General features: G+C 69.3%; 25 protein-coding genes. 19 read left to right on the top strand and 6 right to left on the bottom strand.

Going from position 1 to position 24,856, the window contains the following annotated elements:
- Positions 1–227: 227 nt before the first annotated feature.
- The gene (locus M3M27_RS06770) at positions 228–2,831 is read right to left on the bottom strand and encodes a bifunctional aspartate kinase/diaminopimelate decarboxylase (RefSeq protein ID WP_434027547.1); all 2,604 of its coding nucleotides are present in this window, start codon (positions 2,829–2,831) and stop codon (positions 228–230) included.
- Positions 2,832–2,912: 81 nt separating this feature from the next.
- Here M3M27_RS06770 and M3M27_RS06765 point away from each other — a divergent pair, with 81 nt between their 5' ends.
- Entirely contained in the window at positions 2,913–3,770 is an 858-nt protein-coding gene (locus M3M27_RS06765) for a PhzF family phenazine biosynthesis protein (protein ID WP_434027546.1), read from the top strand.
- A 34-nt stretch (positions 3,771–3,804) separates the two neighbouring features.
- On the top strand, positions 3,805–4,698 hold the full coding sequence (locus M3M27_RS06760; RefSeq protein ID WP_434027545.1) for a PhzF family phenazine biosynthesis protein: 894 nt from the start codon (positions 3,805–3,807) through the stop codon (positions 4,696–4,698).
- A 25-nt stretch (positions 4,699–4,723) separates the two neighbouring features.
- Here the strand turns inward: M3M27_RS06760 and M3M27_RS06755 are convergent, their stop codons facing one another.
- Together M3M27_RS06755 and M3M27_RS06750 are read right to left on the bottom strand one after the other, a co-directional pair.
- Entirely contained in the window at positions 4,724–5,308 is a 585-nt protein-coding gene (locus M3M27_RS06755; protein WP_140719010.1) for a glycine zipper 2TM domain-containing protein, read from the bottom strand.
- Positions 5,309–5,471: 163 nt separating this feature from the next.
- Complete coding sequence (locus M3M27_RS06750) at positions 5,472–5,906, bottom strand: OsmC family protein (RefSeq protein WP_140719011.1); 435 nt, start codon at positions 5,904–5,906, stop codon at positions 5,472–5,474.
- A gap of 190 nt (positions 5,907–6,096) precedes the next feature.
- Here M3M27_RS06750 and fusA point away from each other — a divergent pair, with 190 nt between their 5' ends.
- The 4 genes from fusA to M3M27_RS06730 all read left to right on the top strand — a co-directional run bounded on the left by fusA (position 6,097) and on the right by M3M27_RS06730 (position 9,784).
- Complete coding sequence (gene fusA, locus M3M27_RS06745) at positions 6,097–8,130, top strand: elongation factor G (RefSeq protein WP_434027544.1); 2,034 nt, start codon at positions 6,097–6,099, stop codon at positions 8,128–8,130.
- Positions 8,131–8,307: 177 nt separating this feature from the next.
- Complete coding sequence (locus M3M27_RS06740; protein ID WP_140719013.1) at positions 8,308–8,706, top strand: HU family DNA-binding protein; 399 nt, start codon at positions 8,308–8,310, stop codon at positions 8,704–8,706.
- 202 nt (positions 8,707–8,908) lie between these two features.
- A complete protein-coding gene (locus tag M3M27_RS06735; protein WP_434027543.1) occupies positions 8,909–9,205 on the top strand; it encodes a DUF3861 family protein in 297 nt (98 codons plus the stop codon).
- 60 nt (positions 9,206–9,265) lie between these two features.
- The gene (locus tag M3M27_RS06730; RefSeq protein WP_434027542.1) at positions 9,266–9,784 is read left to right on the top strand and encodes a hypothetical protein; all 519 of its coding nucleotides are present in this window, start codon (positions 9,266–9,268) and stop codon (positions 9,782–9,784) included.
- Between the two features lie 135 nt (positions 9,785–9,919).
- On the opposite strand, the gene M3M27_RS06725 is transcribed toward M3M27_RS06730, so the two are convergent.
- The gene (locus tag M3M27_RS06725) at positions 9,920–10,726 is read right to left on the bottom strand and encodes an IS5 family transposase (protein ID WP_434026526.1); all 807 of its coding nucleotides are present in this window, start codon (positions 10,724–10,726) and stop codon (positions 9,920–9,922) included.
- 103 nt (positions 10,727–10,829) lie between these two features.
- Between M3M27_RS06725 and M3M27_RS06720 the strand changes: the two genes are divergently transcribed.
- Positions 10,830–11,423, top strand: a complete 594-nt coding sequence (locus M3M27_RS06720) for a DUF1439 domain-containing protein (protein WP_140719016.1) — start codon at positions 10,830–10,832, stop codon at positions 11,421–11,423.
- A gap of 14 nt (positions 11,424–11,437) precedes the next feature.
- Here M3M27_RS06720 and M3M27_RS06715 read toward each other — a convergent pair whose 3' ends face one another.
- Entirely contained in the window at positions 11,438–11,980 is a 543-nt protein-coding gene (locus M3M27_RS06715) for a type 1 glutamine amidotransferase domain-containing protein (protein ID WP_140719017.1), read from the bottom strand.
- Positions 11,981–12,111: 131 nt separating this feature from the next.
- Entirely contained in the window at positions 12,112–12,576 is a 465-nt protein-coding gene (locus M3M27_RS06710) for an SET domain-containing protein (protein ID WP_140719018.1), read from the bottom strand.
- A gap of 177 nt (positions 12,577–12,753) precedes the next feature.
- On the opposite strand from M3M27_RS06710, the gene M3M27_RS06705 reads away from it, so the two are divergent.
- The 12 genes from M3M27_RS06705 (at position 12,754) to M3M27_RS06650 (ending at position 24,802) form a co-directional block, all read left to right on the top strand.
- Entirely contained in the window at positions 12,754–13,209 is a 456-nt protein-coding gene (locus M3M27_RS06705; RefSeq protein ID WP_140719019.1) for an SUF system Fe-S cluster assembly regulator, read from the top strand.
- Between the two features lie 17 nt (positions 13,210–13,226).
- Complete coding sequence (sufB, locus tag M3M27_RS06700; protein ID WP_140719020.1) at positions 13,227–14,684, top strand: Fe-S cluster assembly protein SufB; 1,458 nt, start codon at positions 13,227–13,229, stop codon at positions 14,682–14,684.
- 127 nt (positions 14,685–14,811) lie between these two features.
- Complete coding sequence (sufC, locus tag M3M27_RS06695; protein WP_434027541.1) at positions 14,812–15,573, top strand: Fe-S cluster assembly ATPase SufC; 762 nt, start codon at positions 14,812–14,814, stop codon at positions 15,571–15,573.
- Positions 15,573–16,877 (top strand): Fe-S cluster assembly protein SufD, encoded by a 1,305-nt coding sequence (sufD, locus tag M3M27_RS06690; protein WP_434027540.1) that lies wholly within the window; start codon positions 15,573–15,575, stop codon positions 16,875–16,877. Before sufC ends, sufD begins: the two co-directional genes overlap by 1 nt.
- On the top strand, positions 16,874–18,130 hold the full coding sequence (locus M3M27_RS06685) for a cysteine desulfurase (protein ID WP_140719023.1): 1,257 nt from the start codon (positions 16,874–16,876) through the stop codon (positions 18,128–18,130). Before sufD ends, M3M27_RS06685 begins: the two co-directional genes overlap by 4 nt.
- 89 nt (positions 18,131–18,219) lie before the next feature.
- Positions 18,220–18,756, top strand: coding sequence for a GNAT family N-acetyltransferase (locus M3M27_RS06680; protein ID WP_140719024.1), 537 nt, complete (start codon positions 18,220–18,222; stop codon positions 18,754–18,756).
- Between the two features lie 59 nt (positions 18,757–18,815).
- Entirely contained in the window at positions 18,816–19,091 is a 276-nt protein-coding gene (locus M3M27_RS06675) for a Rieske 2Fe-2S domain-containing protein (RefSeq protein ID WP_140719930.1), read from the top strand.
- A gap of 290 nt (positions 19,092–19,381) precedes the next feature.
- On the top strand, positions 19,382–21,679 hold the full coding sequence (locus M3M27_RS06670; protein WP_434027539.1) for a catecholate siderophore receptor Fiu: 2,298 nt from the start codon (positions 19,382–19,384) through the stop codon (positions 21,677–21,679).
- Between the two features lie 148 nt (positions 21,680–21,827).
- A complete protein-coding gene (locus tag M3M27_RS06665) occupies positions 21,828–22,520 on the top strand; it encodes a Fe2+-dependent dioxygenase (protein WP_140719026.1) in 693 nt (230 codons plus the stop codon).
- 258 nt (positions 22,521–22,778) lie between these two features.
- Entirely contained in the window at positions 22,779–23,420 is a 642-nt protein-coding gene (locus M3M27_RS06660) for a PepSY-associated TM helix domain-containing protein (protein WP_434027538.1), read from the top strand.
- Between the two features lie 19 nt (positions 23,421–23,439).
- Complete coding sequence (locus tag M3M27_RS06655; RefSeq protein WP_434027537.1) at positions 23,440–23,961, top strand: DUF2271 domain-containing protein; 522 nt, start codon at positions 23,440–23,442, stop codon at positions 23,959–23,961.
- A 37-nt stretch (positions 23,962–23,998) separates the two neighbouring features.
- Positions 23,999–24,802, top strand: a complete 804-nt coding sequence (locus tag M3M27_RS06650) for a DUF4198 domain-containing protein (protein ID WP_140719029.1) — start codon at positions 23,999–24,001, stop codon at positions 24,800–24,802.
- Positions 24,803–24,856: the final 54 nt, after the last annotated feature.

Below are 24,856 nucleotides of genomic sequence, written 5' to 3'. Positions count from 1 at the left end.
GAAGCGGCGTTGGGCGCGTCGAGGCAAGGCCTGCGTCGCGGCCCAGGCCGGTCGCCCGGGCAAAGCGCGCAACGCAGTATCGGCGCGCCCCGGGCCGCTTCCCGGAGGATGGGTCGCCAGCGGCACGCAGCCGGCCCGCGCATCTCACCCCAAGGTCCATAGCGCGCTCCAGATCCGACGGTTTTCGCCGCACCGGTCGTAGCAGGCACGCGGTCGGGGCGTGTCGATCAATCATCGAGCACGTCCTCGCACGGCAGGTCGCGCAGGTTGTAGGTGCTGGCCATGGTGTAGCCGTAGGCGCCTGCGTCGGCGATCAGCATCGCGTCGCCCGGCGCGGTCGCCGCCGGCAGCTTGACCCGGTGGCCGAACACGTCGCTGGACTCGCAGATCGGCCCGACCACGTCGAAATCGGCCCCGCGCGCTTCCTCCAGCCGCGACAGGTTCACGATGTCGTGCCAGGCGTCGTACAGCGCAGGACGGATCAACGTGTTCATGCCGGCATCCACGCCGACCCGGTGCACGCCGTCCTTCTCGATCACCTGCGTGGCCTGCGCCAGCAGCACGCCGGCCTCGGCGACCAGGAAGCGGCCCGGCTCGATCGCCAGCGCGAACGCCGGATGCACCGCCTTGACCTCGGCCAGCCCGGCCGCCCAGTCGTCCAGGTCGAACGGTTCGTCGTCCTCGCTGTACGGGATCGGCAGGCCGCCGCCGATGTCCAGCACCTGCACGCTGCCGATGCGGCGCGCGAAGCCGGCCAGTTCGTCGTACATCTGCCGCCAGTGCGCCTTGGTCTCCACGCCGCTGCCCAGGTGCGCGTGCAGGCCGACGATGCTGGCATCCAGCGCGCGCGCGGCATCGACGAACTCGTCGACGCGGGCGGCCGCGATGCCGAACTTGGACGCCTTGCCGCCGGTGGTCACCTTCTCGTGGTGGCCGTCGCCGTGGCCCAGGTCGATGCGCAGCCACAGGCTGCGGCCGCGGAACACCTCCGGCCAGCGCTTGAGCGCCTCGACGTTGTCGACGGTGACGGTCACGCTCAGTTCGAACGCGGCCCGGTACTCGGCGATCGGCGCGAAGCTCGGGGTGAACAGCACGCGCTCGGGCGCCAGCTCCGGCAACGCCTGGAACACGCGCCGCAACTCGCCGAGCGAGACGCACTCCAGGCCGAAGCCCTCCTCCGCCAGCGCCTTCAGGATCGCCGGATGCGAGTTGGCCTTGATCGCGTAGTAGCGACGGTCGACCGCGCCGATCGCGGCCAGCTGGCGCGCGCGCTCGCGCACCGTCGGCAGGTGGTAGGCGTAGCGCGGCGTGCCCTCGGCGGCCAGCGCCAGCAGGCGCTCGCGCCGGCCCTTCCACCACGGCGTCGGGCGCGGGCGCACCGCACCGATGATCTCGCGCCAGCGCGGGCCGAACACCTGGCCTTCGTAGACCGGCATCGCCCCGCTGTCGATCAGCTCGGCGTGCAGGACCGGCAGCAGCCCGTCGGCATCGGCCTCGTCGATCACGAAGGTCAGGTTCAGGTCGTTGGACGACTGGCTGATCATGTGCACGCGCTCCTTGCCGAACGTGGCCCACACGTCCGAGAGCTTGTGCAGCAACGAGCGCATGCCGCGCCCGACCAGGGTGATCGCCGCGCACGGCACGATGATCTTGACCTTGCAGATCTTCGACAGGTCGGCCGACAGCGCCGACAGCACGTCGGTGCTGACCAGGTTCTCGCTCGGGTCGAGCGAGACGGTCACGTTGGTCTCGGCCGAACCGATCAGGTCCACCGACAGGCCGTGCTTCTTGAACAGCGCGAACACGTCGGCCAGGAAGCCGACCTGCTGCCACATGCCGATGCCTTCCATCGACACCAGCACGATGCCGTTGCGGCGGCTGATCGCCTTCACGCCCGGCACCGGCTCGGCCTCGCCGTCGATGCTGGTGCCCGGCATCTCCGGGCGCTCGGTATCGAGGATCGCCATCGGCACGCCTGAGTCGCGGCACGGCTTGATCGAGCGCGGGTGCAGCACCTTGGCGCCGGTGGTGGCGATTTCCTGCGCCTCGTAGTAGTCCAGCCGGGTCAGCAGGCGCGCGTCCGGCACTTCCTTCGGATTGGCGCTGAACATGCCCGGCACGTCGGTCCATATCTCCACGCGCGAGGCGCCGAGCAGCGCGCCGAAGTACGCCGCCGAGGTATCCGAGCCGCCGCGGCCCAGGATCGCGGTGCCGCCGTCCTGGTGGCGCGAGATGAAGCCCTGGGTGATCAGCAGGCGCGTCGGCTGCTGGTCGAAGCGGGCGCGCCAGCTGGCATTGGCCTGCCACTGGCAGGACACCGACAGGCGCTTGGACCATTCGCTCTGGTTGGGCTGCGGCGGCAGCGCGTCGAGCCAGTCGCGCGCGTCCATCCAGCCCATGTCCAGGCCGCTCGCGCGCAGGTAGGCCGCGCCCAGCGTCGAGGACAGCAGCTCGCCCTGGCCGAGCACCTCGGCCTGCCAGTCCAGGGTGCGGCCGGCCGCGCGCGGATCGTCCAGCAGGCCGCGCAACGCAGCCAGGCGCTCGCCCAGCACCGCATCGGCGTCCAGTTCGAGCTCCGCCAGGAACTCGCGATGGCGCTGCTCCAGCGCGGCCACGCGCTGCGCGCTGTCGGCGGCCCCGTCGGCGATCGCGGTCAGCTCGTTGGTGACGCCCGACAGCGCCGAGACCACCACCAGCACGCGCGAACCGGTGTCCTCCGCGCGTTTTTTCGCCAGCTTCCCGATCGTGTCCCAGCGATGACGACGCGACACCGAGGTGCCGCCAAACTTGAGGACGATCCAGCGATCGGCGGAAGCAGAGGAAGCTGACATTGAGTTGGACGTTTTAGGATGTGGGGGAAAGCGCCCGGACCTCCGGGCGTAACCCCCGATTCTACTGCCAACCCGACGCCGATGGCCGCCTGCCGCTACCTGCAACTCGACGTATTCGCCTCCGCGCCCGGCCGGGGCAACCCGCTCGGCGTGGTCACCGATGCAACCGTCCTGGCCGAGGCGCGGATGCAGCAGCTGGCGGCGTGGCTGAACCTGTCGGAGACGATCTTCTTCCTGCCGCCGGACGCGCCCGGCGCGGACTACCGCATCCGCATCTTCACCCCCAAGGGCGAACTGCCGTTCGCCGGCCATCCCAGCGTCGGCGCGGCCTGGGCCGCGGTCGAACTCGGCCTGGCCAGGCCGCGCGGGGGCATGCTGGTCCAGCAATGCGCGGCCGGCCTGCTGCCGGTGCGGATCGAGGACACTGGGGCGGGGCGCCGCGCGTGGGTGCGCAGCCCGCGCGCGCAGCAACGCGGGCTCGCGCCGCCGTCGCTGCCGCCCCGGCTCGCCGCGGCCGCCGCGGGCCGCGCGCCGCAGCTATGGAACAACGGGCCGGACTGGTGGCTGCTGGAACTGGCCGACGAAACCGCCCTGCGCACCCTCGAACCGGAGATCGACGCGATCGCCGCCCTGCCCGGCAAGGGCAAGCTCGCGGCGTTCGCCTTCGCCACGGATGCCGCCGACTACCAGCTCGCCGTGCGCGCCTTCGCGCCGGGCGTGGGCATCCGCGAGGACCCGGTGACCGGCAGCGCCAACGCGCTGATCGCCGCCCATCTCGCGCAGCAAGGGCGGCTACCGGGCCCTGGCGGCCGCTACGTCGCCAGCCAGGGCCGCGAACTCGGCCGCGACGGCCGGGTCGGGATCGAGGTCGATGCCGCTGGCGAGGTCTGGATCGGCGGCCACGTGCAGCCGGTGATCGACGGCCGCCTCGATTGGTAAGCTGCGCGCCCTTTCCCACGCAGCGCGCAGTCCGATGACCACACGCCGATTCCTGCAAGTGGACGTGTTTTCCACCCGCGCCGGCGGCGGCAATCCGTTGGCCGTTGTGCTCGACGCCGAAGGCCTGGACGATGCGGCGATGCAGGCCATCGCCCGCTGGACCAAGTTGCCGGAAACCACCTTCGTGCTGCCGCCGGTGGATCCCGGTACCAGTTATCGACTCCGCATGTTCGCCCCGCAGAAGGAAGTGCCGTTCGCCGGCCATCCGAGCGTCGGCACTGCCCATGCCGTGCTCGAGGCCGGGCTGGCGCGACCGCACGACGGCGGCGCCCTGGGAACGATCCTCGTGCAGGACGGCATCGCCGGCAAACTGCCGTTGCGCGTGGAGCAACGCGATGGACGCCGCCGCCTCTCGATCCGCACGCCGCGCGCGCGCGTCGCCGAGATCGCCCGCGCCGGCGATCCGCGCCTGGCCGCCGCCCTGGCCGGCTGGTCGCTCGGTTCGCTGCCGCCGGCGTTGATGGACGGCGGGCGCCGCTGGTGGGTGGTCGAACTGTCCGACGAGACCGCGTTGCGCATGCAGTCGCCGGACTGGGACGCGATCGCCGCGCTGGCCGAATCCACCGGCAGCATGGGCGTGTTCGCCTATGCCCGTACGCGCGGCGGGGACGTCGATCTCGCGGTGCGCGCCTTCGTCGGCAACGGCCGGCGCTTCGAGGACGCCGCCTCGGGGGCGGCCAACGCGGTCCTGGCGGCCTGGCTGGACAGCCAGGGCGCCCTGCCTCGCGGCGATCGCCGCTATGCCGTCAGCCAGGGCCGCGAAGTCGGTTTCGATGCGCGGCTGGAACTGAGCATCGACGAGGCCGGCGACGTCTGGTCCGGCGGCGAGGTGCAGACCGTCATCCGCGGCGAGATCGACTGGCCTTGAGGCAAAGGCGCGGCCCGGCGCCGCATCACTGCGGCACCACGTCCACCCGCACCCGGATGCGATCGCCCGGGTTGTAGTCGCTGCGCGTGTGGTAGGTCCGGCCGGCGTACTCGTAGGTCACGTCGTAGCCGTCCACGCGCTCGCGCTCGTCGCGGTAGGTCACCGGATCGCAGACCCGGACGCTGCCTTGCGCGTAGCCGGGATGATTGGCGTCGTAGATCGAGCGCCCGGCCACGCCGCCCACCATCGTGCCGATCGCGGTACCGACCAGGCGGCCGCTGCCGCCGCCGACCCGGCTGCCCAGCACCGCGCCGGCGACGCCGCCGACCACCGTGGCCAGCGAGCGCCCGGACGGATTGCCCGGGCTCGCGTAGCCGCCGCCATAGCCGTCGTAATAACCGCCGCCGCGATCGACGTAGCCATCGGCCGGGCGCTCGTAGCAGCGCGGCTCGCTGCGCTCGGCGTAGTCGGACACGATGATCGGGTCGACCCGCACCACCCGGGCGTAGTCGTAGACGCCCCCGTCGTAGCGGCCGTCGTAACGCTGGGCGGAGGCGCTGCCCGCGACCAGCAGTCCCGTGGTCAACACACCCAGCATCAAGGTCTTCATTTGCGCTCGTCCGTCGGAGGAATGGAGAAGGATCACGAGCGCGATGCTCTGCGTGGGCCGGTGAAACGGCCCTGAATCCGCCCCCTGCCGGCCTTTCCGTTCAGCCGGCCAACAGCCTGCCCGGGACGGCCGCGCACGACCGCCCCGAGGCCCTCCGCGCGCCCTAGTTCGAGAACTCGGTTTCCAGGCTGATCGGCACCGCGCTCAGCGCCTTGGACACCGGGCAGTTCTTCTTCGCCTTGTCGGCCAGCTCGTCGAACTTGACCTGGTCGATGCCCGGCACCACCGCCTTCAGCTTGAGGCGGATCTGCGAAAGCTGCGGACCGCCTTCCAGCGACAGGTCCACCTCGGCGCGCGTGTCCAGCGACTTCGGCGGAAAGCCCGCCTCGCTGAGCTGCGCCGACAGCGCCATCGTGAAGCAACCGGCGTGCGCGGCCGCGATCAGCTCTTCCGGATTGGTGCCCTTCTCGTCGCCGAAGCGGCTGTTGAAACCGTAGCGCGTGTTGTCCAGCAGGCCGCTCTGCGGCGTGTTGAGCAGGCCCTTGCCGCTCTTCAGATCGCCTTCCCAGTGCGCGGTGGCGTGACGCGAAATACCCATGGCAATGCTCCCGTGGTGTGGATGGCCCGCCACCATAACCGGCCAACCGTTACGCCCTTGTGCGTCGCAACGCGCCACTCGTCCCCGGCGGCGCTACAGTGCCCGGGAACCGCCATGACCGCCCATCGAGCGACTGCCCGCTCGCACCGGACAGCCATGACGCCGCATTCCTTCCCGGAGGAAAGGCCTCATGTCCTACGCCACCCGAGACATCCGCAACGTGGCCCTCGCAGGCCACCCCGGCGCCGGCAAGACCACCCTGTTCGAAGCCCTGCTGCATGCCGGCGGCGCCCTCCAGGCGGCAGGCAGCGTCGAGCGCGGCACCACCGTGTCCGACCACGACCCGCTGGAACGGCAGCGCGGCCACTCGATCGACAGCGCGATCGCCAGCATCGACCGCGAAGGGCTGCACCTGAACCTCGTCGACACCCCCGGCTACCCGGATTTCCGCGGCGCCAGCCTGCCGGCGCTGGCGGTGGTGGAGACCGCGCTGATCGTCGTCGACGCCGCGCGCGGCATCCAGCACGGCACGCGCCGACTGATGGAACGGGCGCGCGAGCGGGGCCTGTGCCGGATGATCGTGGTCAACAAGATCGACCAGGACGGCGCCGACTGCGCCGCACTGCTGGACGGGTTGCGCGGCGAGTTCGGCAGCGAGGTGCTGCCGGTGAACCTGCCCGCCGAGCGCGGCAGGCGCGTGGTCGACTGCTTCTCCGGGCACGACGGCGGCAGCGACCTGGGCGGGATCGCCGAGTGGCACCAGCGCATCCTCGACCAGGTCGTGGAGATCCGCGAGAGCGTGATGGAGCACTACCTGGAGGACGGCGAGGCCGGCCTGCGGCCTGACGAACTGCACGAAGCGTTCGAGCAGTGCCTGCGCGAAGGCCACCTGGTGCCGGTCTGTTTCGTCTCCGCGCGCAGCGGCACCGGCGTCGCCGAATTGATCGGCATCGCGCGCGACCTGCTGCCCGCCCCGCACGAGGGCAATCCGCCCGCGTTCAGCGCCGGCGGCGTGCCGGTGGCGGTCGCCGCCGATCCGGACGCGCCGGTGGTGGCCGACGTCTTCCGCATCGTCAACGACCCGTTCGTCGGCAAGATCGGCGTGTTCCGCCTGTACCAGGGCACCCTGGTCCGCGACATGCCGCTGCTGGTCGACGACGCCCGCAAGCCGGTGCGCGCCTCGCACCTGTTCCGGCTGCAGGGCAAGGACCACCTGCCGGTGGACAAGGTCGTGGCAGGCGACATCGCCGCGCTCGCGAAGGTGGAGGAAATCCACTTCGACGCGGTCCTGCACGACCGGCACGAGCAGGACCACCTGCACCTGGCGCCGATCCGCTTCCCCCAGGCGATGTTCTCGCTGGCGATCTCGCCGGCCAGCCGCGGCCAGGAACAGAAGCTCGCGCTCGCGCTGGAGCGCCTGGCCCAGGAAGACCCGGCCTTCGTGGTCGAACAGCAATCCGAAACGCACGAGACCCTGGTCCGCGGCCTGTCCGACCTGCACCTGCGGATCATGCTGGAACGCCTGGCCCTGCGTTACGGCGTGGACGTCGTCACGCGCACGCCGCGCATCGCCTATCGCGAGACGATCTCCGCGCCCTCCGAAGGCCACCATCGCCACAAGAAGCAGACCGGCGGGGCCGGCCAGTTCGGCGAAGTGTTCCTGAAAGTGGCCCCCTTGCCGCGCGGCGCCGGGATCGAGTTCGTCGACGAGGTCAAGGGCGGCACCATCCCGGGCCAGTTCATGCCCGCGGTCGAGAAGGGCGTGCGCCAGGCGGTGGCCAATGGCGCCCTGGCCGGCTTCCCGCTGCAGGACCTGCGGGTGACCGTGTACGACGGCAAGCACCATCCGGTGGACAGCAAGGAGGTCGCCTTCGTCGCGGCCGGCAGGAAGGCGTTCCTGGACGCGGTATCGCGTGCAGTCCCGCAGGTGCTCGAACCGATCGTGGAGATGGAAATCAGCGCACCGGAGGCCCAGGCCGGCGACATCACCGGCAGCCTGGCCGCCAAGCGCGCGCGGATCCAAGGGACCGACAGCCAGCATGGCGAGATCGTCGTGCACGCCCAGGTGCCGCTCTCGGAGCTGGACGGATACGCGGCCGAGCTGAAGTCGCTCACCGCCGGACAAGGGCGTTTTTCCCTGGATTTCAGCCACTACGAGCCGGTTCCTGCGGCCGTGCAGCAACGGCTCGTCGCCAGCCACCAGCCCGTCCGCGAGGAGGACTGAGGCCCGCGTTTGCCGCCTTCCCGGACGCTCATGCCCGGGTCCGAGGCCGGGCGAGCGGCTTTTTCATGAGGTTTTCTGTGCATTCCCCTATTGGCGAGGCGCTGCACTTGTCCTACATTTCGCTTGCCGACGGGGTCGGCGAGACCCAACAACCAACCGTTCACGGAACAGGAAATCATGGCAAAGACCGCTAAGAAGGCTGCCCCGAAGAAGGCAGTGAAGAAAGTCGCCACCAAGGCAGCCGCCAAGCCGGCCGCTCCGAAGCCGATCAAGGAAGCCCTGAGCAAGTCGGGTCTGGTCGCGCACATCGCCGAAGCCACCGCCGTCGCCGCCAAGGACGTACGCGCCGTGCTGGCCGCGCTGGAAGGCGCGGTGCACGCTTCGATCAGCAAGAAGGGCGCCGGTTCGTTCACCCTGCCGGGCCTGCTGAAGATCACCGCCGTCAACGTGCCGGCCAAGCCGAAGCGCAAGGGCATCAACCCGTTCACCAAGGAAGAGCAGTGGTTCGCCGCCAAGCCCGCCTCGGTGAAGGTGAAGGTGCGTCCGCTGAAGAAGCTCAAGGACGCCGCCGCCTGATAACGGCTGCTTCCGAGCATCGCCCGAACGGGACGGCCTTGCCGTCCCGTTTGTTTTTGGCGGCCCGGCATCCGCATCCGGCCCGACCGGCGGAACGCGCTGATCCATTCGGCACGCTGGAACACTCCGTCATGGTCACCGCCCTCGCGGTCCGGCAGGCGCGGGCCTATCTTGGCTCCCGAGCCCACCGCCCTCCCCCGCCATGTCCACGCAACGCTACCGCATCACCGTCACGCCCATCGAGAGCGATGGCCGGCCGTGCACCGGCCGTTGCACGATCGAATTCGAACGACGCTCGAACGAGAACTGGATGCGGCGGCTCGAAGCGCTGCAGGCCCAGCGCCGCTTCAGCGGCGACGACTGCGCGGCCCTGGCGGTCGGCACCCTGCTGCTGGGGGAACTGGCGCAGTCGCATACCGACGGGCAAGGCGCGCTCGCCGAGCTCCAGCCCGACCTGCAGGCGTTGCTCGACCGCATCGGGAACGAACGCCGCCATTGAGCCTGGCGCTACACTCCGCGGCCTGTCCCGCGGAGGTGTGCGATGCGCCGATGGCTCCTGATGTCCGCCCTGCCCGTGCTGGTCGCCGGCTGCAGTTGCCATCGCGATCCGGAAGCCGCGGCGGAAACGCCCCCGGCCATCCCCGCCGCCGCACGCGATGCGGACACGCCGGCGACACCGGCCGACGCCCCCTCCTCCCTGGGACAAGATACCGCTTCGCGGCAGCGCTTCTCGCGCGCAGCCACCGAGGCGTCCTCGACGCTCCGCGCCTACCTGACCGTCCTGCTCAACTCGAAACCGGACGCCGACGCATTCTGGTCCGGCGGCAAGCCCGCGCCGCGCCCCGACGACACGGTGCTGCGCACGCTGCAGGGACTGCAGAGCCTGCGCATGGAGACCGGCGCGGCCCAGCCCCTCGATCGCGAGGATCCTCCACGGGCGCTGGAAGTGCCGATCCGCATCACCGCGGCCACCGCGGAAGGGCGCCGGCGCTTCGGCGGCTGGTATCGCATGCGCATGCGCGTCGACGGCCAGGGCTGGGAAATCACCTCCGCATCGATACAGCCGGTCCTCGACTAGCGAGGAAGAACAGCCGCGCCCGCCGGATTCGCCGGAGGGTCCCCATCCGCGCCGTTGGCTCGTCCGGATATCGATTCCCCTTGCCGGTGCGCCTTGCCGCGCACGCAGGCGCAACGCCCGCGCCGCTAGAGCGTGTTATGAACTTTGAAGTATCGAAGCGGCATTACTGAGCATGAGGATGGTGAAGACGACGAAGTGGAGTCCTGCGAGGGTTTCAGGCAGGCGTTCGTAGTCACGGGCCAAGCGGCGGAAGCGGTTGATCCAGCCGAAGCTGCGTTCCACGATCCAGCGGCGTGGCAGCAGCACAAAGCCCTTCTTGGCCTCCGGCAGCTTCACCACGTGCAGTTCGATGCCTTCCTCCTGCGCGGCTTCGGCCGGGTCTTTGCCGGTGTAACCCTGATCGACGAAGGCGAGCTTCACCGTTTCGCCGGTGACATGCTGGACTTCCTGCGCCAGCGATCGCACTTGGGCCCGCTCCTGCGCGTTGGCCGGCGTGACCTGCACCGCCAGCAGGTGGCCGAGCGTGTCCACCGCCATGTGCACCTTGCTGCCCTTCTTGCGCTTGTAGCCATCGTAGCCGGCCCGCGGACCGCTCTCGCACGTGGACTGCAGCGTGCGGCCATCCAGGATCACGGCGCTGGGCTGCCCTTGCTTGCCTTGCGCCACCCGCAAGACCGAACGCAGGTCGTTGACCATGGCCTCGAAGCAGCCCGCCTGCAGCCAGCGCTGGGTCTGCTGGTAGACCGCTTCCCACGGCGGAAACTCATGGGGAATCAAGCGCCAGGGCGCGCCGGCCCGGGCCATCCAGCGCAACGCGTTGAACATCAAGCGCAGCTCGTACTTGCGCTGCCGTGCTTGCGGGTCCATCAGCGTCAGGTAGGGCGCGGCGAACGCCCACTCTTCATCGGTGACGTCGGTCGGATACGGGCGTGGCGGCTTCATCCGCTTACGATAGCCGAGCCGGATCAAAGTTCATAACACGCTCTAACCGCCCGTTCACCGTCCGCCGCTATTGTGGCGTCACATTCCAGGGAAATCGCGCGCCATGAAATTCCGCCCGTCCTTGTTCGGCATCGCCTGCGGCCTCGTCCTTTGCGCCGGCAGCGCGTTCGCCGCTCCGCAGATCGAGGGCCGGCAGGTCAGCGTGCAGGCCGGCGACGTGCAGCAGTACCTGTCGGGCCATTTCCCGCAGACGCACGACGCCCTGGGCGGCCTGCTCGCGTTGACGGTCAGCGATCCCCAGCTGCGGCTGCCGCCCGGCAACCGCCTGAACCTGGGCTTCGACCTGGCCGTCGCCACCGCCGGCGGCGCGCCCTCGCCGGTCGGGCACGTCTCGCTGAGCAGCGGGCTGCGCTACGACAACGCGCGCCAGGGATTCTTCCTGGACCAGCCCGCGATCGAGGACTTCCAGCCGGTGCATGCCGGCGCCCGCCTCGACGCCGGTACCCGCGAACTGCTCAACGCCTGGCTGGTCGACTATGCGCGCAAGCAGCCGATCTACCGGATCGAGCCGTCCATCGCCAGCCTGATGGGCACGCTGCAGGTGGAATCGGCTTCCGTGCGGGACGGCCGGCTCGTGGTCGAATTCAACCAGGACGTGTCGCAGCTGCTGCCGGCCGGCGCCCTGCAGCAGCAGTGACGCGGCCCTGACGCTCAGGCGGCCAGGGCCGTGGCGACCGCGTCCGCGAACGCCGGGACGTCGTCCGGCTTGCGGCTGGTGATCAGGTTGCCGTCCACCACCACTTCCGCATCCTTCCAGCGGCCGCCGGCATTGACCAGATCGGTCTTCACCGACGGCCATGAAGTCACCTCGCGCCCTTGCACCAGCTGGCTTTCCGCCAGCAGCCAGGGGCCATGGCAGATCGCCGCGACCGGCTTGCCGGCGTCGGCGAAGGCCCTGATGAACGTGATCGCGTTGCGGTCGGTTCGCAGCGCATCCGGATTGATCACGCCTCCCGGCAGCACGATCGCGTCGTAATCGGCCGGATCGGCGTCCGCCAACGGCGTGTCCACGGCGACGTCGTCGCCCCAGTCCTTCTTCTTCCAGCCGCGGATGCTGGATTCCTGGGCAGGGGAAATCACTTCCACTTCGGCTCCCCATTGTTCCAGCAGGCGCTTGGGCTCCTGCAGTTCCGACTGCTCGAAGCCATGGGTCGCCAGCACCGCGATGCGTTTGCCCGAAAGCCGGTGTGCCATCGTCGTCCTCCTGATGTTGGATACCCGCAACGACGCTAGGCAGGAGCGCGTTGCCCGCCCGTGAACCGATGTGGGGAAAACGTCAGGAACGCGAAGGGCGGCCGAGCCGCCCGAACCATCGCCTTCCAGGCTCAGCGCTTGGGCTGCAGCATCGTGCCGGTGCAATTCCTCGCGCCGCAGCGGCAGGCCCAGATCTTCTTCAGGCGCGGCGTATGGCGCTCGGCCAGGGTGATGCCGTAGTTGTAGGTCAGCTCCTCGCCCGGCTCGATGTCGCGGATCGCCTCGATGAACACCCGGCTGTTGCGCGAGTCGTCCTCGTCCTCCTCGATCACCGCCTCGCAGTTCGGGTCGCAGCTGTGGTTGATCCAGCGCGCGTCGTTGCCCTCGTAGTTGGCGTCGATCACGTACTCGTCGCTCAGCGTGAACAGGAAGGTGTGGCCGCTCTCCACGTCGCCGCTGTCGTCGTTGTCGACCTCCTCGTGGGTGCGCCGGCGGCCCTTGTACTCGATAATGCGCTCGCCCTTCTTGAGCGCCTTGACGGCAAACACGCCGTTTCCATGGATGCGGGACTTGCGGGCGGCGATCTTGCGCGACATGAAGGCTTCCATTGAGGGGGCCGCCCATTGTGGCCTGCACGCCAGCGCACGACAAATCCGTGCCGCCGCGGCGGCCTCGACCGGTTCCCGAGCCGGGGCTGAACCTGCGACTTGGCCCGCCCGGGATTAAAGAGTACAATTTCGGTCCAGTTTCGAATTGCCCGCTTTACCCCGCCGATGTTGCGCGTCACCAAGCTCACCGATTACGCCACCGTCGTCCTGACCGTGCTCGCCGCGCGTCCCGGCGAGGTGCTCAGTGCGAACGAACTGGCCGAACACGCCGGCCTGGAGCCGCCCACGGTCAGCAAGTTGCTCAAGCCGCTGGCCCAGGCCGGCCTGGTCGAAGGCCTGCGCGGCGTGCGTGGCGGCTACCGGCTCGCGCGCGCGGCCGGCGAGATCACCCTGATCGAGATCGTCGAGGCGATGGAAGGCCCGCTGGCGATCACCGAATGCAGCCAGGACCACGGCCAGTGCGGCATTGCCCACCAGTGCGGCGTCCGCTCGAACTGGCGCCTGATCAACGACGTGGTCGCCGACGCCCTGCGCGGCGTGACCCTGGCCCAGATGCTCCATCCCCTTTCCCCCACCGGCGACGACCGGCGCCGCATCGCCGTCACCGTCGCGACCACCTGACCCGTAGGCAGCCCATCATGGCCACCGAAGTTGCACCTCCCCAGAACGCCGAGATCCTCGAACGGCTGGGCCGACGCTACGACGCCGGCTTCGTCACCGACATCGAGTCCGATTCGCTCCCGCCCGGGCTGAACGAGGACATCATCCGCGCCCTGTCCGCCAAGAAGGACGAGCCGGAATGGATGACCGAGTGGCGCCTGGAAGCCTATCGCCACTGGCTCAAGATGCCGATGCCGCACTGGGCCAAGCTCAACATCGCGCCGATCGATTTCCAGGCGCTCAGCTATTACTCCGCGCCCAAGGGACCGAAGTACAAGTCCCTGGACGAGGTGCCCCAGGAGCTGCTCGACACCTACGACAAGCTCGGCGTGCCGCTGCACGAGCGCGCCAAGCTGGCCGGCGTGGCGGTGGACGCGGTGTTCGACTCGGTGTCGGTCGGCACCACCTTCCGCAAGGAACTGGCCGAGAAGGGCATCGTCTTCTGCTCGATGTCCGAGGCCATCAAGGAACATCCCGAGCTGGTGAGGAAGTACCTCGGCAGCGTGGTGCCGGTCGGCGACAACTACTTCGCCGCGCTGAATTCGGCGGTGTTCTCCGACGGCAGCTTCGTGTTCATCCCGGCGGGCGTGCGCTGCCCGATGGAGCTGAGCACCTACTTCCGCATCAACGCCGGCCATACCGGCCAGTTCGAGCGCACCCTGATCGTGTGCGAGGACAAGGCCTACGTCTCCTACCTGGAAGGCTGCACCGCGCCGATGCGCGACGAGAACCAGCTGCACGCCGCGGTGGTCGAGCTGGTCGCGCTGGAAGACGCCGAGATCAAGTACAGCACGGTGCAGAACTGGTACCCGGGCGACGAGGAAGGCCGCGGCGGCATTTACAACTTCGTGACCAAGCGCGCCGAATGCCGCGGCGCGCGCAGCAAGGTGACCTGGACCCAGGTCGAGACCGGCTCGGCGATCACCTGGAAATATCCCTCGTGCGTGCTGCTCGGCGACGACTCGGTCGGCGAGTTCCACTCGGTGGCGCTCACCCACCACCGCCAGCAGGCCGACACCGGCACCAAGATGATCCACGTCGGCAAGCGCACCAAGAGCAAGATCGTCAGCAAGGGCATCAGCGCCGGCCGCGGCCAGAACACCTACCGCGGGCTGGTCAAGGTCGACCGCAACGCCGAAGGCGCGCGCAACTACACCCAGTGCGACTCGCTGCTGATCGGCAAGCAGTGTGGCGCCCATACCTTCCCCTACATCGAGGTGAAGAACCCGGGCGCGACCGTCGAGCACGAGGCCACCACCTCCAAGATCAGCGACGACCAGCTGTTCTACTGCCGCGCGCGCGGCATCAGCGAGGAGGACGCGGTGTCGATGATCGTCGACGGCTTCTGCAAGCAGGTCTTCCGCGAGCTGCCGATGGAGTTCGCGGTCGAGGCCAAGAAGCTGCTGGAAGTATCTTTGGAAGGCTCGGTCGGCTGACGCCGACCGCCGTGATTCGTGATTGGTGATTGGTGATTCGCAAAAGCGAGTCACCACTCCAGACCGAATCCGCTTTGCGCCTTGCCTTTAACCAATCACGAATCACGAATCACGAATCCCGAATCCCATGCTCAAGATCCAGAACCTCCACGCCAACGTCGCCGGCAAGGAAATCCTCAAGGGCCTCTCGCTCGAAGTGAAGCCCGGCGAAGTGCACGCCATCATGGGACCCAACGGCGCGGGCAAGTCCACGCTCGGCAACGTGCTGGCCGGTCGCGACGGCTACGAGGTCACCGAAGGCAGCGTCGAGTTCGACGACAAGGCGCTGCTGGAACTGGAGCCGGAGGAGCGCGCCGCCGCCGGCCTGTTCCTGGCCTTCCAGTACCCGGTCGAGATCCCGGGCGTGAACAACACCTACTTCCTGCGCGCCGCGCTCAACGCGCAGCGCAAGGCGCGCGGCGAGGACGAACTGGACTCGATGCAGTTCCTCAAGCTGGTCCGGCAGAAGCTGGCCGTGCTGCACCTGAAGGACGAGCTGCTGCATCGCGGCGTCAACGAAGGTTTCTCCGGCGGCGAGAAGAAGCGCAACGAGATCTTCCAGCTGGCGGTGCTGGAACCGAAGCTGGCGATCCTCGACGAGACCGACTCGGGCCTGGACATCGACGCGCTCAAGACCGTGGCCGACGGCGTCAACGCGCTGCGCGCCGCCGACCGCTCGTTCCTGGTGATCACCCATTACCAGCGCCTGCTCGACTACATCAAGCCGGACGTGGTGCACGTGCTGGCCGAGGGCCGCATCGTGCAGACCGGCGGGCCGGAACTGGCGCTGGAGCTGGAGAAGCACGGCTACGCCTGGCTGAAGGACCGCGTGGCGCCGGAGGCGGTCTGATGAGCGCGCTGCTGGAGTCGATGCGCGAGTCCTTCGCGAAAGCCCGCACCTCCGTGCGCGGGGACTCGAACGACGACGCCTCGCGTCGCCAGGCGCTCGAGGAAGCGCTGCGCGATGGCCTGCCCGGCCCGCGCAGCGAGGCCTGGAAGTACACCTCGCTGCGTGCGCTGGAGCGGCGCAGCTTCGCGCCGGCGCCGGCCGCACCCGCCGCGGTCGATGCCGCGCTGCTCGCGGACATCCCCGCGCCGCGCCTGGTGTTCGTCAACGGCCGCCACGCCCCGGCGCTGTCGGACCTGGGCGGCCTGCCGGACGGCGTGGAACTGCGCCCGCTGTCGAGCGCCCTGGCCGAGGGCGGCGAGGCGTTGCGCTTCCTCGGCCGTCGCTTCGAGCGCAGCGATGAGGTGTTCGCGCGCCTGAATGCCGCCCTCGCCGACGAAGGCGTGCTGTTGCGCGTGGACGAGGGCGTGGCGGTCGCGGCGCCGCTGCACCTGGTGTTCGTCGGCACCGCGCCGGACGCGCATGCGACCGACCACGCCTGGCACCTGCGCCACCTGATCGAGCTGCGCCGCGGCGCTTCGCTGGCGCTGGTCGAGCACCATCTGCACGACGGCGAAGCGGCGCACCTGGGCAACGTGCTCGCGCACGTGCACCTGGCACAGGGCGCCCGCCTCGACCATGCCCGCATCCAGTCCGAGGCGGCGGGGCTGACGTCGCTGCTGCGCACCGACGCGGTATTGGCGCGCGATGCCGACTACCGCCGCGTCGACCTGGAACTCGGCGCCGGCCTCACCCGCCACGAACTCAACGTCCGCCTGGAAGGCGACCGCGCGCGCCTGGTCGCCAACGGCGTGCTGCTCGGCAACGGCAAGCGCCACATCGACACCCGCCTGGGCATCGAGCACATCGCCCGCGACACCAGCGCCGAGCTGCTGTGGCGCGGCGTGGCCGCCAACCGCAGCCGCGTGGTGTTCCATGGCGGCATCCACATCCGCGAAGGCGCCGACGGCACCGACGCGCGCCTGTCGAACAAGAACCTGCTGCTGTCGGCCAACGCCGAGATCGATACCCAGCCGGTGCTGGTGATCGACGCCGACGAGGTCCAGGCCGCGCACGGCGCCACGGTCGGCCAGCTCGACCCGCAGGCGCTGTTCTACCTGCGCTCGCGCGGCATTCCCAGGGAACGCGCCCAGCAGTTGCTGAGCGCGGCGTTCTGCCACGAGCCGCTGGCGGCGCTGGAGGGCCCGATCGCCGGGATCCTGGCCACCCGCCTGGACCAGGCGCTCAGCTCGGCGGGGGTCGCATGAACGCCGCCACGCCCCAGGCCGCCGCCAGCGGCCACGACCGGCCCGACTGGGAGCGCGTGCGCGCCGACTTCCCGCTGTTGATGCGGCAGGTCCACGGCAAGCCGCTGGTGTACTTCGACAACGCCAACACCGGCCAGAAGCCGATGCAGGTGATCGCGGCGACGGACGAGTTCTACCGCCGCCAGAACGCCAACGTCAGCCGCGCCGTGCATACGCTCGGCACCGAGGCCACCGAGGCCTACGAGGGCGCGCGCGGCAAGCTCGCGCGCTTCCTCAACGCGCGCCCCGACGAACTGGTGCTGTGCAGCGGCACCACCTTCGCGATCAACCTGGTCGCCTATTCGTGGGCGCTGCCGCGCCTGAAGGCCGGCGACGTGATCCTGGTCTCGCGGATGGAGCACCACGCCAACATCGTGCCGTGGCAGCTGGTCGCCGAACGCACCGGCGCCACCCTCCGCGTCGCCGAGATCACCCCCGACGGCGCGCTCGACCTGGACGCGCTGCGCCGGGCGATGACGCCGGAGGTGAAGCTGCTGGCGGTGACCCACGTCTCCAACGTGCTGGGCACGGTCAACCCGGTGCGCGAGATCTGCCGCGAAGCGCGCAAGCGCGGCATCGTCACCGTGGTCGACGGCTCGCAGGCCGCGCCGCACCGGCCGATCGACGTGCAGGCGATCGGCTGCGACTTCTACGCCATCACCGGCCACAAGATGTGCGGGCCGACCGGCACCGGCGTGCTGTGGGCGCGCCGCGAACACCTGCTGGCGATGCCACCGTTCCTCGGCGGCGGCGAGATGATCAAGGAAGTCAGCTTCGAAGGCACCGTGTTCAACGACCCGCCGCACAAGTTCGAGGCCGGCACGCCCAACATCGCCGGCTTCGTCGGCCTGGGCGCGGCGGTGGACTACCTGGAGAACATCGGGCGGGAGCACATCGAGGCCCGCGAGGCCGAGCTGCTGGCGCATTTCACCGAGGAACTGCGCAAGGTCGAAGGATTGCGCATCTTCGGCACCGCGCCGGAGAAGACCGCGGTGGTGTCGTTCCTGGTCGAAGGCGCGCATGCGCACGACCTGGCGACCCTGCTCGACCTGGAAGGCGTGGCGGTCCGTTCCGGCCAGCACTGCGCGCATCCGCTGCTGCAGTTCTACGGCGTCGCGGCGACTTGCCGGGCCTCGCTGGCGTTCTACAACACCCACGAGGAAATCGAGCGCTTCATGGCGGCCTTGTCCAAGGTCCGCGGGCTGCTGGGCTGAGCCATCCCCCGCGGCCCGCAGGGGCGAGGCTCCATGCCGCCGCAGGCTCCCCGCTCCTACAAAGCGGGGGCTGCCGTTAAGATGCGCGGATGCAGACACTGACCTTCCGCACCGCCACCGTGGCCGACGTCGACGCGATCGTCGCCCTGGTGACCTCCGCCTACCGGGGCGACGCCAGCCGCACGGGCTGGACCACCGAAGCCGATTTCCTCGACGGCCAGCGCATCGACCCGGAGGTCCTGCGCGCCGACATCCTGCGCGACCGCAGCCTGGTGCTGCTGGTCGAACAGGACGGCCAGCTGGTCGCCTGCGCGCATATCGCCGACGAGGACGGCGCCGGCTACTTCGGCATGTTCTCGGTCAGTCCCACGCTGCAGGGCGGCGGGATAGGCAAGCGGCTGATGGAGGAAGCCGAGCGTATCGTCGCCGACCAATGGGGCCGGTCCGTGATGCGGATGACCGTGATCGACATCCGCTCCGAACTGATCGCCTTCTACGAGCGCCGCGGCTATCGCCGTACCGGCGTGACCAAGCCCTTCCCTTACGGCGACGAGCGCTTCGGCGTGCCGCTCCGCGACGACCTGCGCTTCGAGGTGCTGGAGAAGCCGCTGGGGGCAGGAGCGTGAGCGACGCCAAGGAGAACTGGACCTTCGTCTGCGCCACCGGCGAGCTGTTGCCGGGCGAGATGAAGACGGTCTGGGACGAGGTGACCGATGCGCCGATCCTGGTCTTCAACCTCGACGGCGACTTCTATGCGCTGGAGGACCGCTGCAGCCACGAGGACTACGAGCTCTCGGCCGGCGAGTACGACGCCTCGGCCGGCACCATCGAGTGCCTGCTGCACGGCGCCCGCTTCGACGTCCGCGACGGCCGCGCGCTGTGCGCGCCCGCCTATACGCCCGTGGCCAAGTTCCCGGTGAAGCTCGAGCACGGCGGCGTCTGGACGCGGGACGACCGCTAGTCGGCGGAATCCATGCAAGTCGCTGAAAGATAGGCGATTTTCACCAGAAGAACCCCGCCCTCGGCGGGGTTTTCCGCGTTTCCCGCGCGCCGGCACGATTCGCCCGGATGCGAAACATATTGCAAACAATTCGCATTTGCGAGGAAATATGCCGCGATGACCGCATGAAACGCGGCCAGAGGCAGCCAGCCCGTCTGGCCAACCACCCCGGCTCGAACGCGCGCTCCCCGGCCCACGGGACCGGAGAACGCGCGCCGCCGGCGAGCATCCAGCCCTGCACCTCCGTCACGATGACCTCCAAGATCAAGAGCCGCAAGCACTCCTTCTCCCAGGCATCCGCCCAGAGCCTCACCGCCGCAGCCCTGCTCGGCAGCCTGGGCCTGGCCTCCCCCGCCTTCGCCGCCGATGCCGCCGCGGCCCCGCCCACCACGCTGGACAAGGTCGACGTCCAGGGCGACCGGGCCAAGCGCTACCTGGTCGAGGCGCCGGCCTCGCCGAAGTTCACCCAGGCGCTGATCGATACGCCCCAGACCCTCAACGTGATCAGCAAGGACCTGTTCAACGAGCAGGGCGCCACCACCCTCACCGAGGCGCTGCGCAACAGTCCCGGCGTCGGTACGTTCTACGTCGGCGAGAACGGCAACACCACCACCGGCGACGCGATCTACATGCGCGGCTTCGACAGTTCGAGCAGCATCTTCGTCGATGGCATCCGCGATCTCGGCTCGATCTCGCGCGACGTCTTCAACATCGAGCAGATCGAGGTCGAGAAAGGCCCCGCCGGCACCGACAACGGCCGCAGCGCGCCGACCGGCGCGATCAACCTGGTCACCAAGCAACCGTTCCTGGCCGATGCGCTGAGCGCATCCCTCACCGGCGGCACCGACAACCAGCGTCGCGTCACCGGCGATTGGAACCAGGCGCTCGGCGCCACCAGCGCCTTGCGCGTGAACGTGATGGGCCAGGACAGCGACGCGATCGGCCGCGACCACGTCCAGAACAAGCGCTGGGGCATCGCGCCGTCGCTCGCGTTCGGCCTGGATACCAGCACCCGCTACTTCATCGACCTGCTGTACGTGAAGCAGGACAACGTGCCGGACGGCGGCGTGCCGACCATCGGCCTGCCCGGCTATTCCTCGCCCGACGCGACCCGTCCGTGGTTGACGAATGCGGCGCGCGTGGACGGCGAGAACTTCTACGGCACCCGCTACGACCACGACGACGTCACCTCGAAGATGGCCACGTTCCGCTTCGAGCACGACTTCTCCGACGCGGTCAAGCTGACCAACACCGCGCGCTGGGGCCGCAACGAGCAGGACTACCTGCTGTTCGCGTTCATGCCGAACGCGGCCAACCTGCGCACGCCCGACCCCGCGGACCCGTCGACCTGGACGGTGGCGCGCAGCCTGCCCACCTTCAAGGACCAGCGGTACACGATCCTCACCGACCAGTTGAACCTGCGCGTGGACTTCGCCACCGGCGCGATCAGGCACAACCTCAGCACCGGCGTGGAGGCCACCCGCGAGGAACTGCAGAGCTGGGGGCGCAACATCGTCGACCGCGCCGCCTGGCTCGCCGCCAACCCGGTCGACCTGTACGCCCCCGACTGGAACACCACGCCGCTGGCCAGCGCGCGCAACGGCGCGCACAGCAAGGGCACGACCACCACGTTCTCTGCCTACGCCTTCGACACGCTGAAGTTCGGCGACAGCTTCCTGGTCACCGCCGGCGTGCGCCTGGACCGCTACAAGACCGACTTCAAGAGCCTGACCTGCACCTCCGCCACCACCAACGCGGTGCCGTGCGCCACCCAGGTGGGCGTGGATGCCGACGTTTCCGACACGCTGTTCAACTGGAAGCTCGGCGCGGTCTACAAGGCCGCGGAGAACATCAGCCTGTACGCCAACTACGCCATTTCCCAGCAGCCGCCGGGCGGCAGCTCGCTGGAACTGAGCGCGTCGGCCAACAACGCCAACAACCCCCGCTTCGACCCGCAGAAGGCCAAGACCGCCGAGGTAGGCACCAAGTGGAACTTCCTGGACGACAACCTGTTCGTGACCCTGGCGCTGTTCCAGACCGACGTCACCAACGAGATCAGCCAGGGCAGCGACGGGCTGTACTACCAGACCGGCGAGAAGCGGGTGAAGGGCGTGGAACTCTCCGCCGTGGGCAAGCTCACCGAGAACTGGGCGCTCTCCACCGGCTATACCCGGATGGACGCGCAGGTCAAGGAAGGCGCCAAGGTGTCGCAGGACGGCAGCCTGGACCTGGCCTACACGCCGGACAGCGCCTTCACCGCCTGGACCACCTACACGCTGCCGTTCAAGCTGACCATCGGCGGCGGCGTGCGCTACTCCGGCGAGATGAAGCGCGGCACCGACGGCGCGATCGGCACGCCGGCCTTCGTCAAGTCGTACGCGGTCTGGGACGCGGTGGTGACCTACCCGGTCAACGACCACTTCGAGCTGCGCCTGAACGTCAACAACGTGTTCGACAAGGACTACGTGGCCGGCATCAACAAGAGCGGATTCCGCTACACGCCCGGCGCGCCGCGCTCGGCGCTGCTCACGGCCAACCTGAAGTTCTGATCCGCGCAGGCGGCACCTTCCCCGGCCACCCTCCGCTGCGGAAGGTACTTGCGGAAGGGGCTTCAGTCCCGGCGGCTGGAGCCCTCCCGCACCGCGGTGGCACCGTTCGCGTCATGATAAGAACGGAGACCTTTTCCCGGAGCACGCCATGTTGCTGCACATCCCCGGCATCCTGACCGCCGACGAAGTGGCGCGCTTCCGCCAGGCGCTCGACGGCGCCGACTGGACCGACGGTCGCGAGACCGTCGGCGCGCAGGGCGCCCAGGTCAAGCGCAACCTGCAACTGCCCGACGCGTCGCCGCTCAAGCACGAACTGGGACAGGCGGTGCTGAGGGCGCTCGCCCGCAGCCCGCTCTATTTCGCGGCGGCCTTGCCGCTGCGCACGATCCCACCGCGCTTCAACCGGTACGAGGGTGGCGGCGAATACGGCTTCCACGTCGATGGCGCGGTGATGACGCTGGCGGCCAGCGCGACGCAGCCGGCCATGACGCTGCGTACCGATCTCTCCTGCACGTTGTTCCTGTGCGGGCCGGAGGAATACGACGGCGGCGAACTGGTCATCAGCGACACCTACGGGGAGCACGAGGTCAAACTGCCCGCGGGCGACCTCATCCTCTACCCCTCCAGCAGCCTGCACCGCGTCACCCCGGTGACCCGCGGCGCGCGGCTGGCCTCGTTCTTCTGGGTGCAGAGCCTGGTGCGCGACAGCGCCAGGCGGCAACGCCTGTTCGAACTGGACACCGCGATCCAGGCGCTGACCGCATCGGGCGCGGACCGCGGCGCGCTGCTCAAGCTCACCAACGTCTACCACAACCTGCTGCGCGAGTGGTCGGAGACCTGACCGGACGCCATCAATCTGCGTGCCCGTCGTGCGTCGAAGAGCTCGGGTTTCCTTCTCGCTGTTTGTGGCAGTGGCTTTAGCCGCGATCGGGCTTGCCCGGGAAAAGCCCCATCGCGGCTAAAGCCGCTCCCACACGAGCACGGCTCGCTGCCGGGCGCGTTCCAGGCCTGGCACGAGCGCAGACTCGAATTCCATAATTGAGATCAATTCTCATTTCTGTAGAATAACTTCCTCCTCGGCCCCTCCCGACAGCGTCCGTTGCCTACTCCGTCCGCCACCGATCACGCCACGGCGCGCCAACGTCGCGGTTTCTGGCTGCGGACGCTGCACCAGTGGCACTGGATCAGCTCCGCGATCTGCCTGGCCGGGATGCTCGTGTTCGCCGCGACGGGCCTGACCTTGAACCATGCCGCGCGCATCGAGGCGAAGCCGACGGTGACGAACCGCCAGGCCACGCTGCCGGCGCCGCTGCTGCGTGCGCTGGACGGTCCCGAGGACGGCCACGCGCCGCTGCCGCGCGAGGTGGTGGCCTGGCTGGACCGCGAGCTGTCCGTATCGCTCGGCCGGCGCCAGGCGGAATGGTCCGGCGACGAGATCTACCTCTCGATGCCGGCCCCCGGCGCGGACGCCTGGCTCAGCATCGATCGCGCCAGCGGCGCGGTCGAGTACGAAGCCACCGACCGCGGCTGGATCTCGTACTTCAACGACCTGCACAAGGGACGCAATGCCGGCCCCGCCTGGAGCTGGTTCATCGACCTGTTCGCGGTCGCGTGCCTGGTGTTCTGCGTCACCGGCCTGTTCCTGCTGCAGATGCACGCCCGCCAGCGCCGCATGACCTGGCCGCTGGTCGGGCTGGGCCTGCTCGTCCCGCTGCTGATCGCCCTGCTCCTGATCCACTAATCCACGCCCGGAGACTTCCATGCGCGTCACCGCCACCCTCACCATCGCCTTGAGCGGCCTGCTGGCCGTGCCGGCCTACGCGGCCACGCTCGACATCAACGTCGAGATCCCCAAGCTCAACGTCGCCGAGTACCACCGTCCCTACGTGGCGATCTGGATCGAAGGGGCCGACCAGAAGGTCGCCGCCAACCTCGCCGTCTGGTACCAATCCAGGGACACCGCCGAGGGCCACGGCACCAAGTGGCTGCCCGACCTGCGCCAGTGGTGGCGCAAGAGCGGGCGCACGCTGCAGGTGCCGGTCGACGGGGTGACCGGCCCGACCCGGCCCGCCGGCAAGCACGCGCTCTCCTTCACCGACCAGCAGCCGCAGCTGAAGGGCCTGGCCGCGGGCGAATACACGCTGGTGGTCGAGGCCGCGCGCGAAGTCGGTGGCCGCGAGCTGTTGAAGATCCCCTTCAGCTGGCCGGCCAGGAGCCCGCAGAGCGGCAAGGCCCAGGGCAGCAGCGAGCTGGGCAGCGTGACCCTGGCCGCCAAGCCGTGATCCCTTCCCTCGATCGACGATCGCCACAGGAGTTCCGATGAAGCGTTCCCTCGTCCTGACCGCCGCGCTCGCCGCGCTGCCGTTCTCCGCGCTCGCCCACAAGGCCTGGCTGCTGCCGTCGCAGACCGTGATCGCCGGCGAACAGCCCTGGATCACCGTGGACGGCGCCGTCTCCAACGACCTGTTCTACTTCAACCACGTGCCGCTGCGCCTGGACAACCTGGCGATCACCGCGCCGGACGGCAGCCGCCTGCAGCCGGAGAACGCCGCCACCGGCCGCTACCGCAGCGTGTTCGACCTGCAGCTCAAGCAGGCCGGCACCTATCGCCTGGCGGTGGTCAACGACGGCCTGTTCGCCAGTTGGAAGGAAGACGGCAAGCCCAAGCGCTGGCGCGGCGACGCAGCGCGCTTCGCCACCGAGGTGCCGAAGAACGCGCAGGACCTGCAGGTGTCGCAGTCGCTCGGCCGCGTGGAGACGTTCGTGACCAACGGCGCGCCGAACGAGACCGCGCTTGAGCCCGGCGGCAAGGGCATCGAGTTGGTCCCGGTCACCCATCCCAACGACCTGTTCGCCGGCGAACCGGCGCAGTTCAAGCTGCAGATCGACGGCAAGCCGGCCGCGGGCCTCGATGTCGAGATCGTCCGCGGCGGGACGCGCTATCGCAATGCGCAGGACGAGATCAAGGTGAAGACCGATGCCCAGGGCGCGTTCTCGGTGACCTGGCCGGAAGCCGGCATGTACTGGCTGGAGACCGCCACGGAAGACGGCAAGACCACGGTACCCCAGGCCAGGCAGCGCCGGTTGAGCTACGTCGCCACGCTGGAAGTGCTGCCGCAGTGATCCACCGCCGGGCGCTCCTCGTTGCCGCGAAGGCGGGAACGACGGCACCCGCAC

The sequence above is a fragment of the Xanthomonas boreopolis genome (assembly GCF_046529185.1).
Taxonomy (GTDB): domain Bacteria; phylum Pseudomonadota; class Gammaproteobacteria; order Xanthomonadales; family Xanthomonadaceae; genus Pseudomonas_S; species Pseudomonas_S boreopolis.
This window is presented reverse-complemented; position numbering and strand designations above follow the sequence as displayed.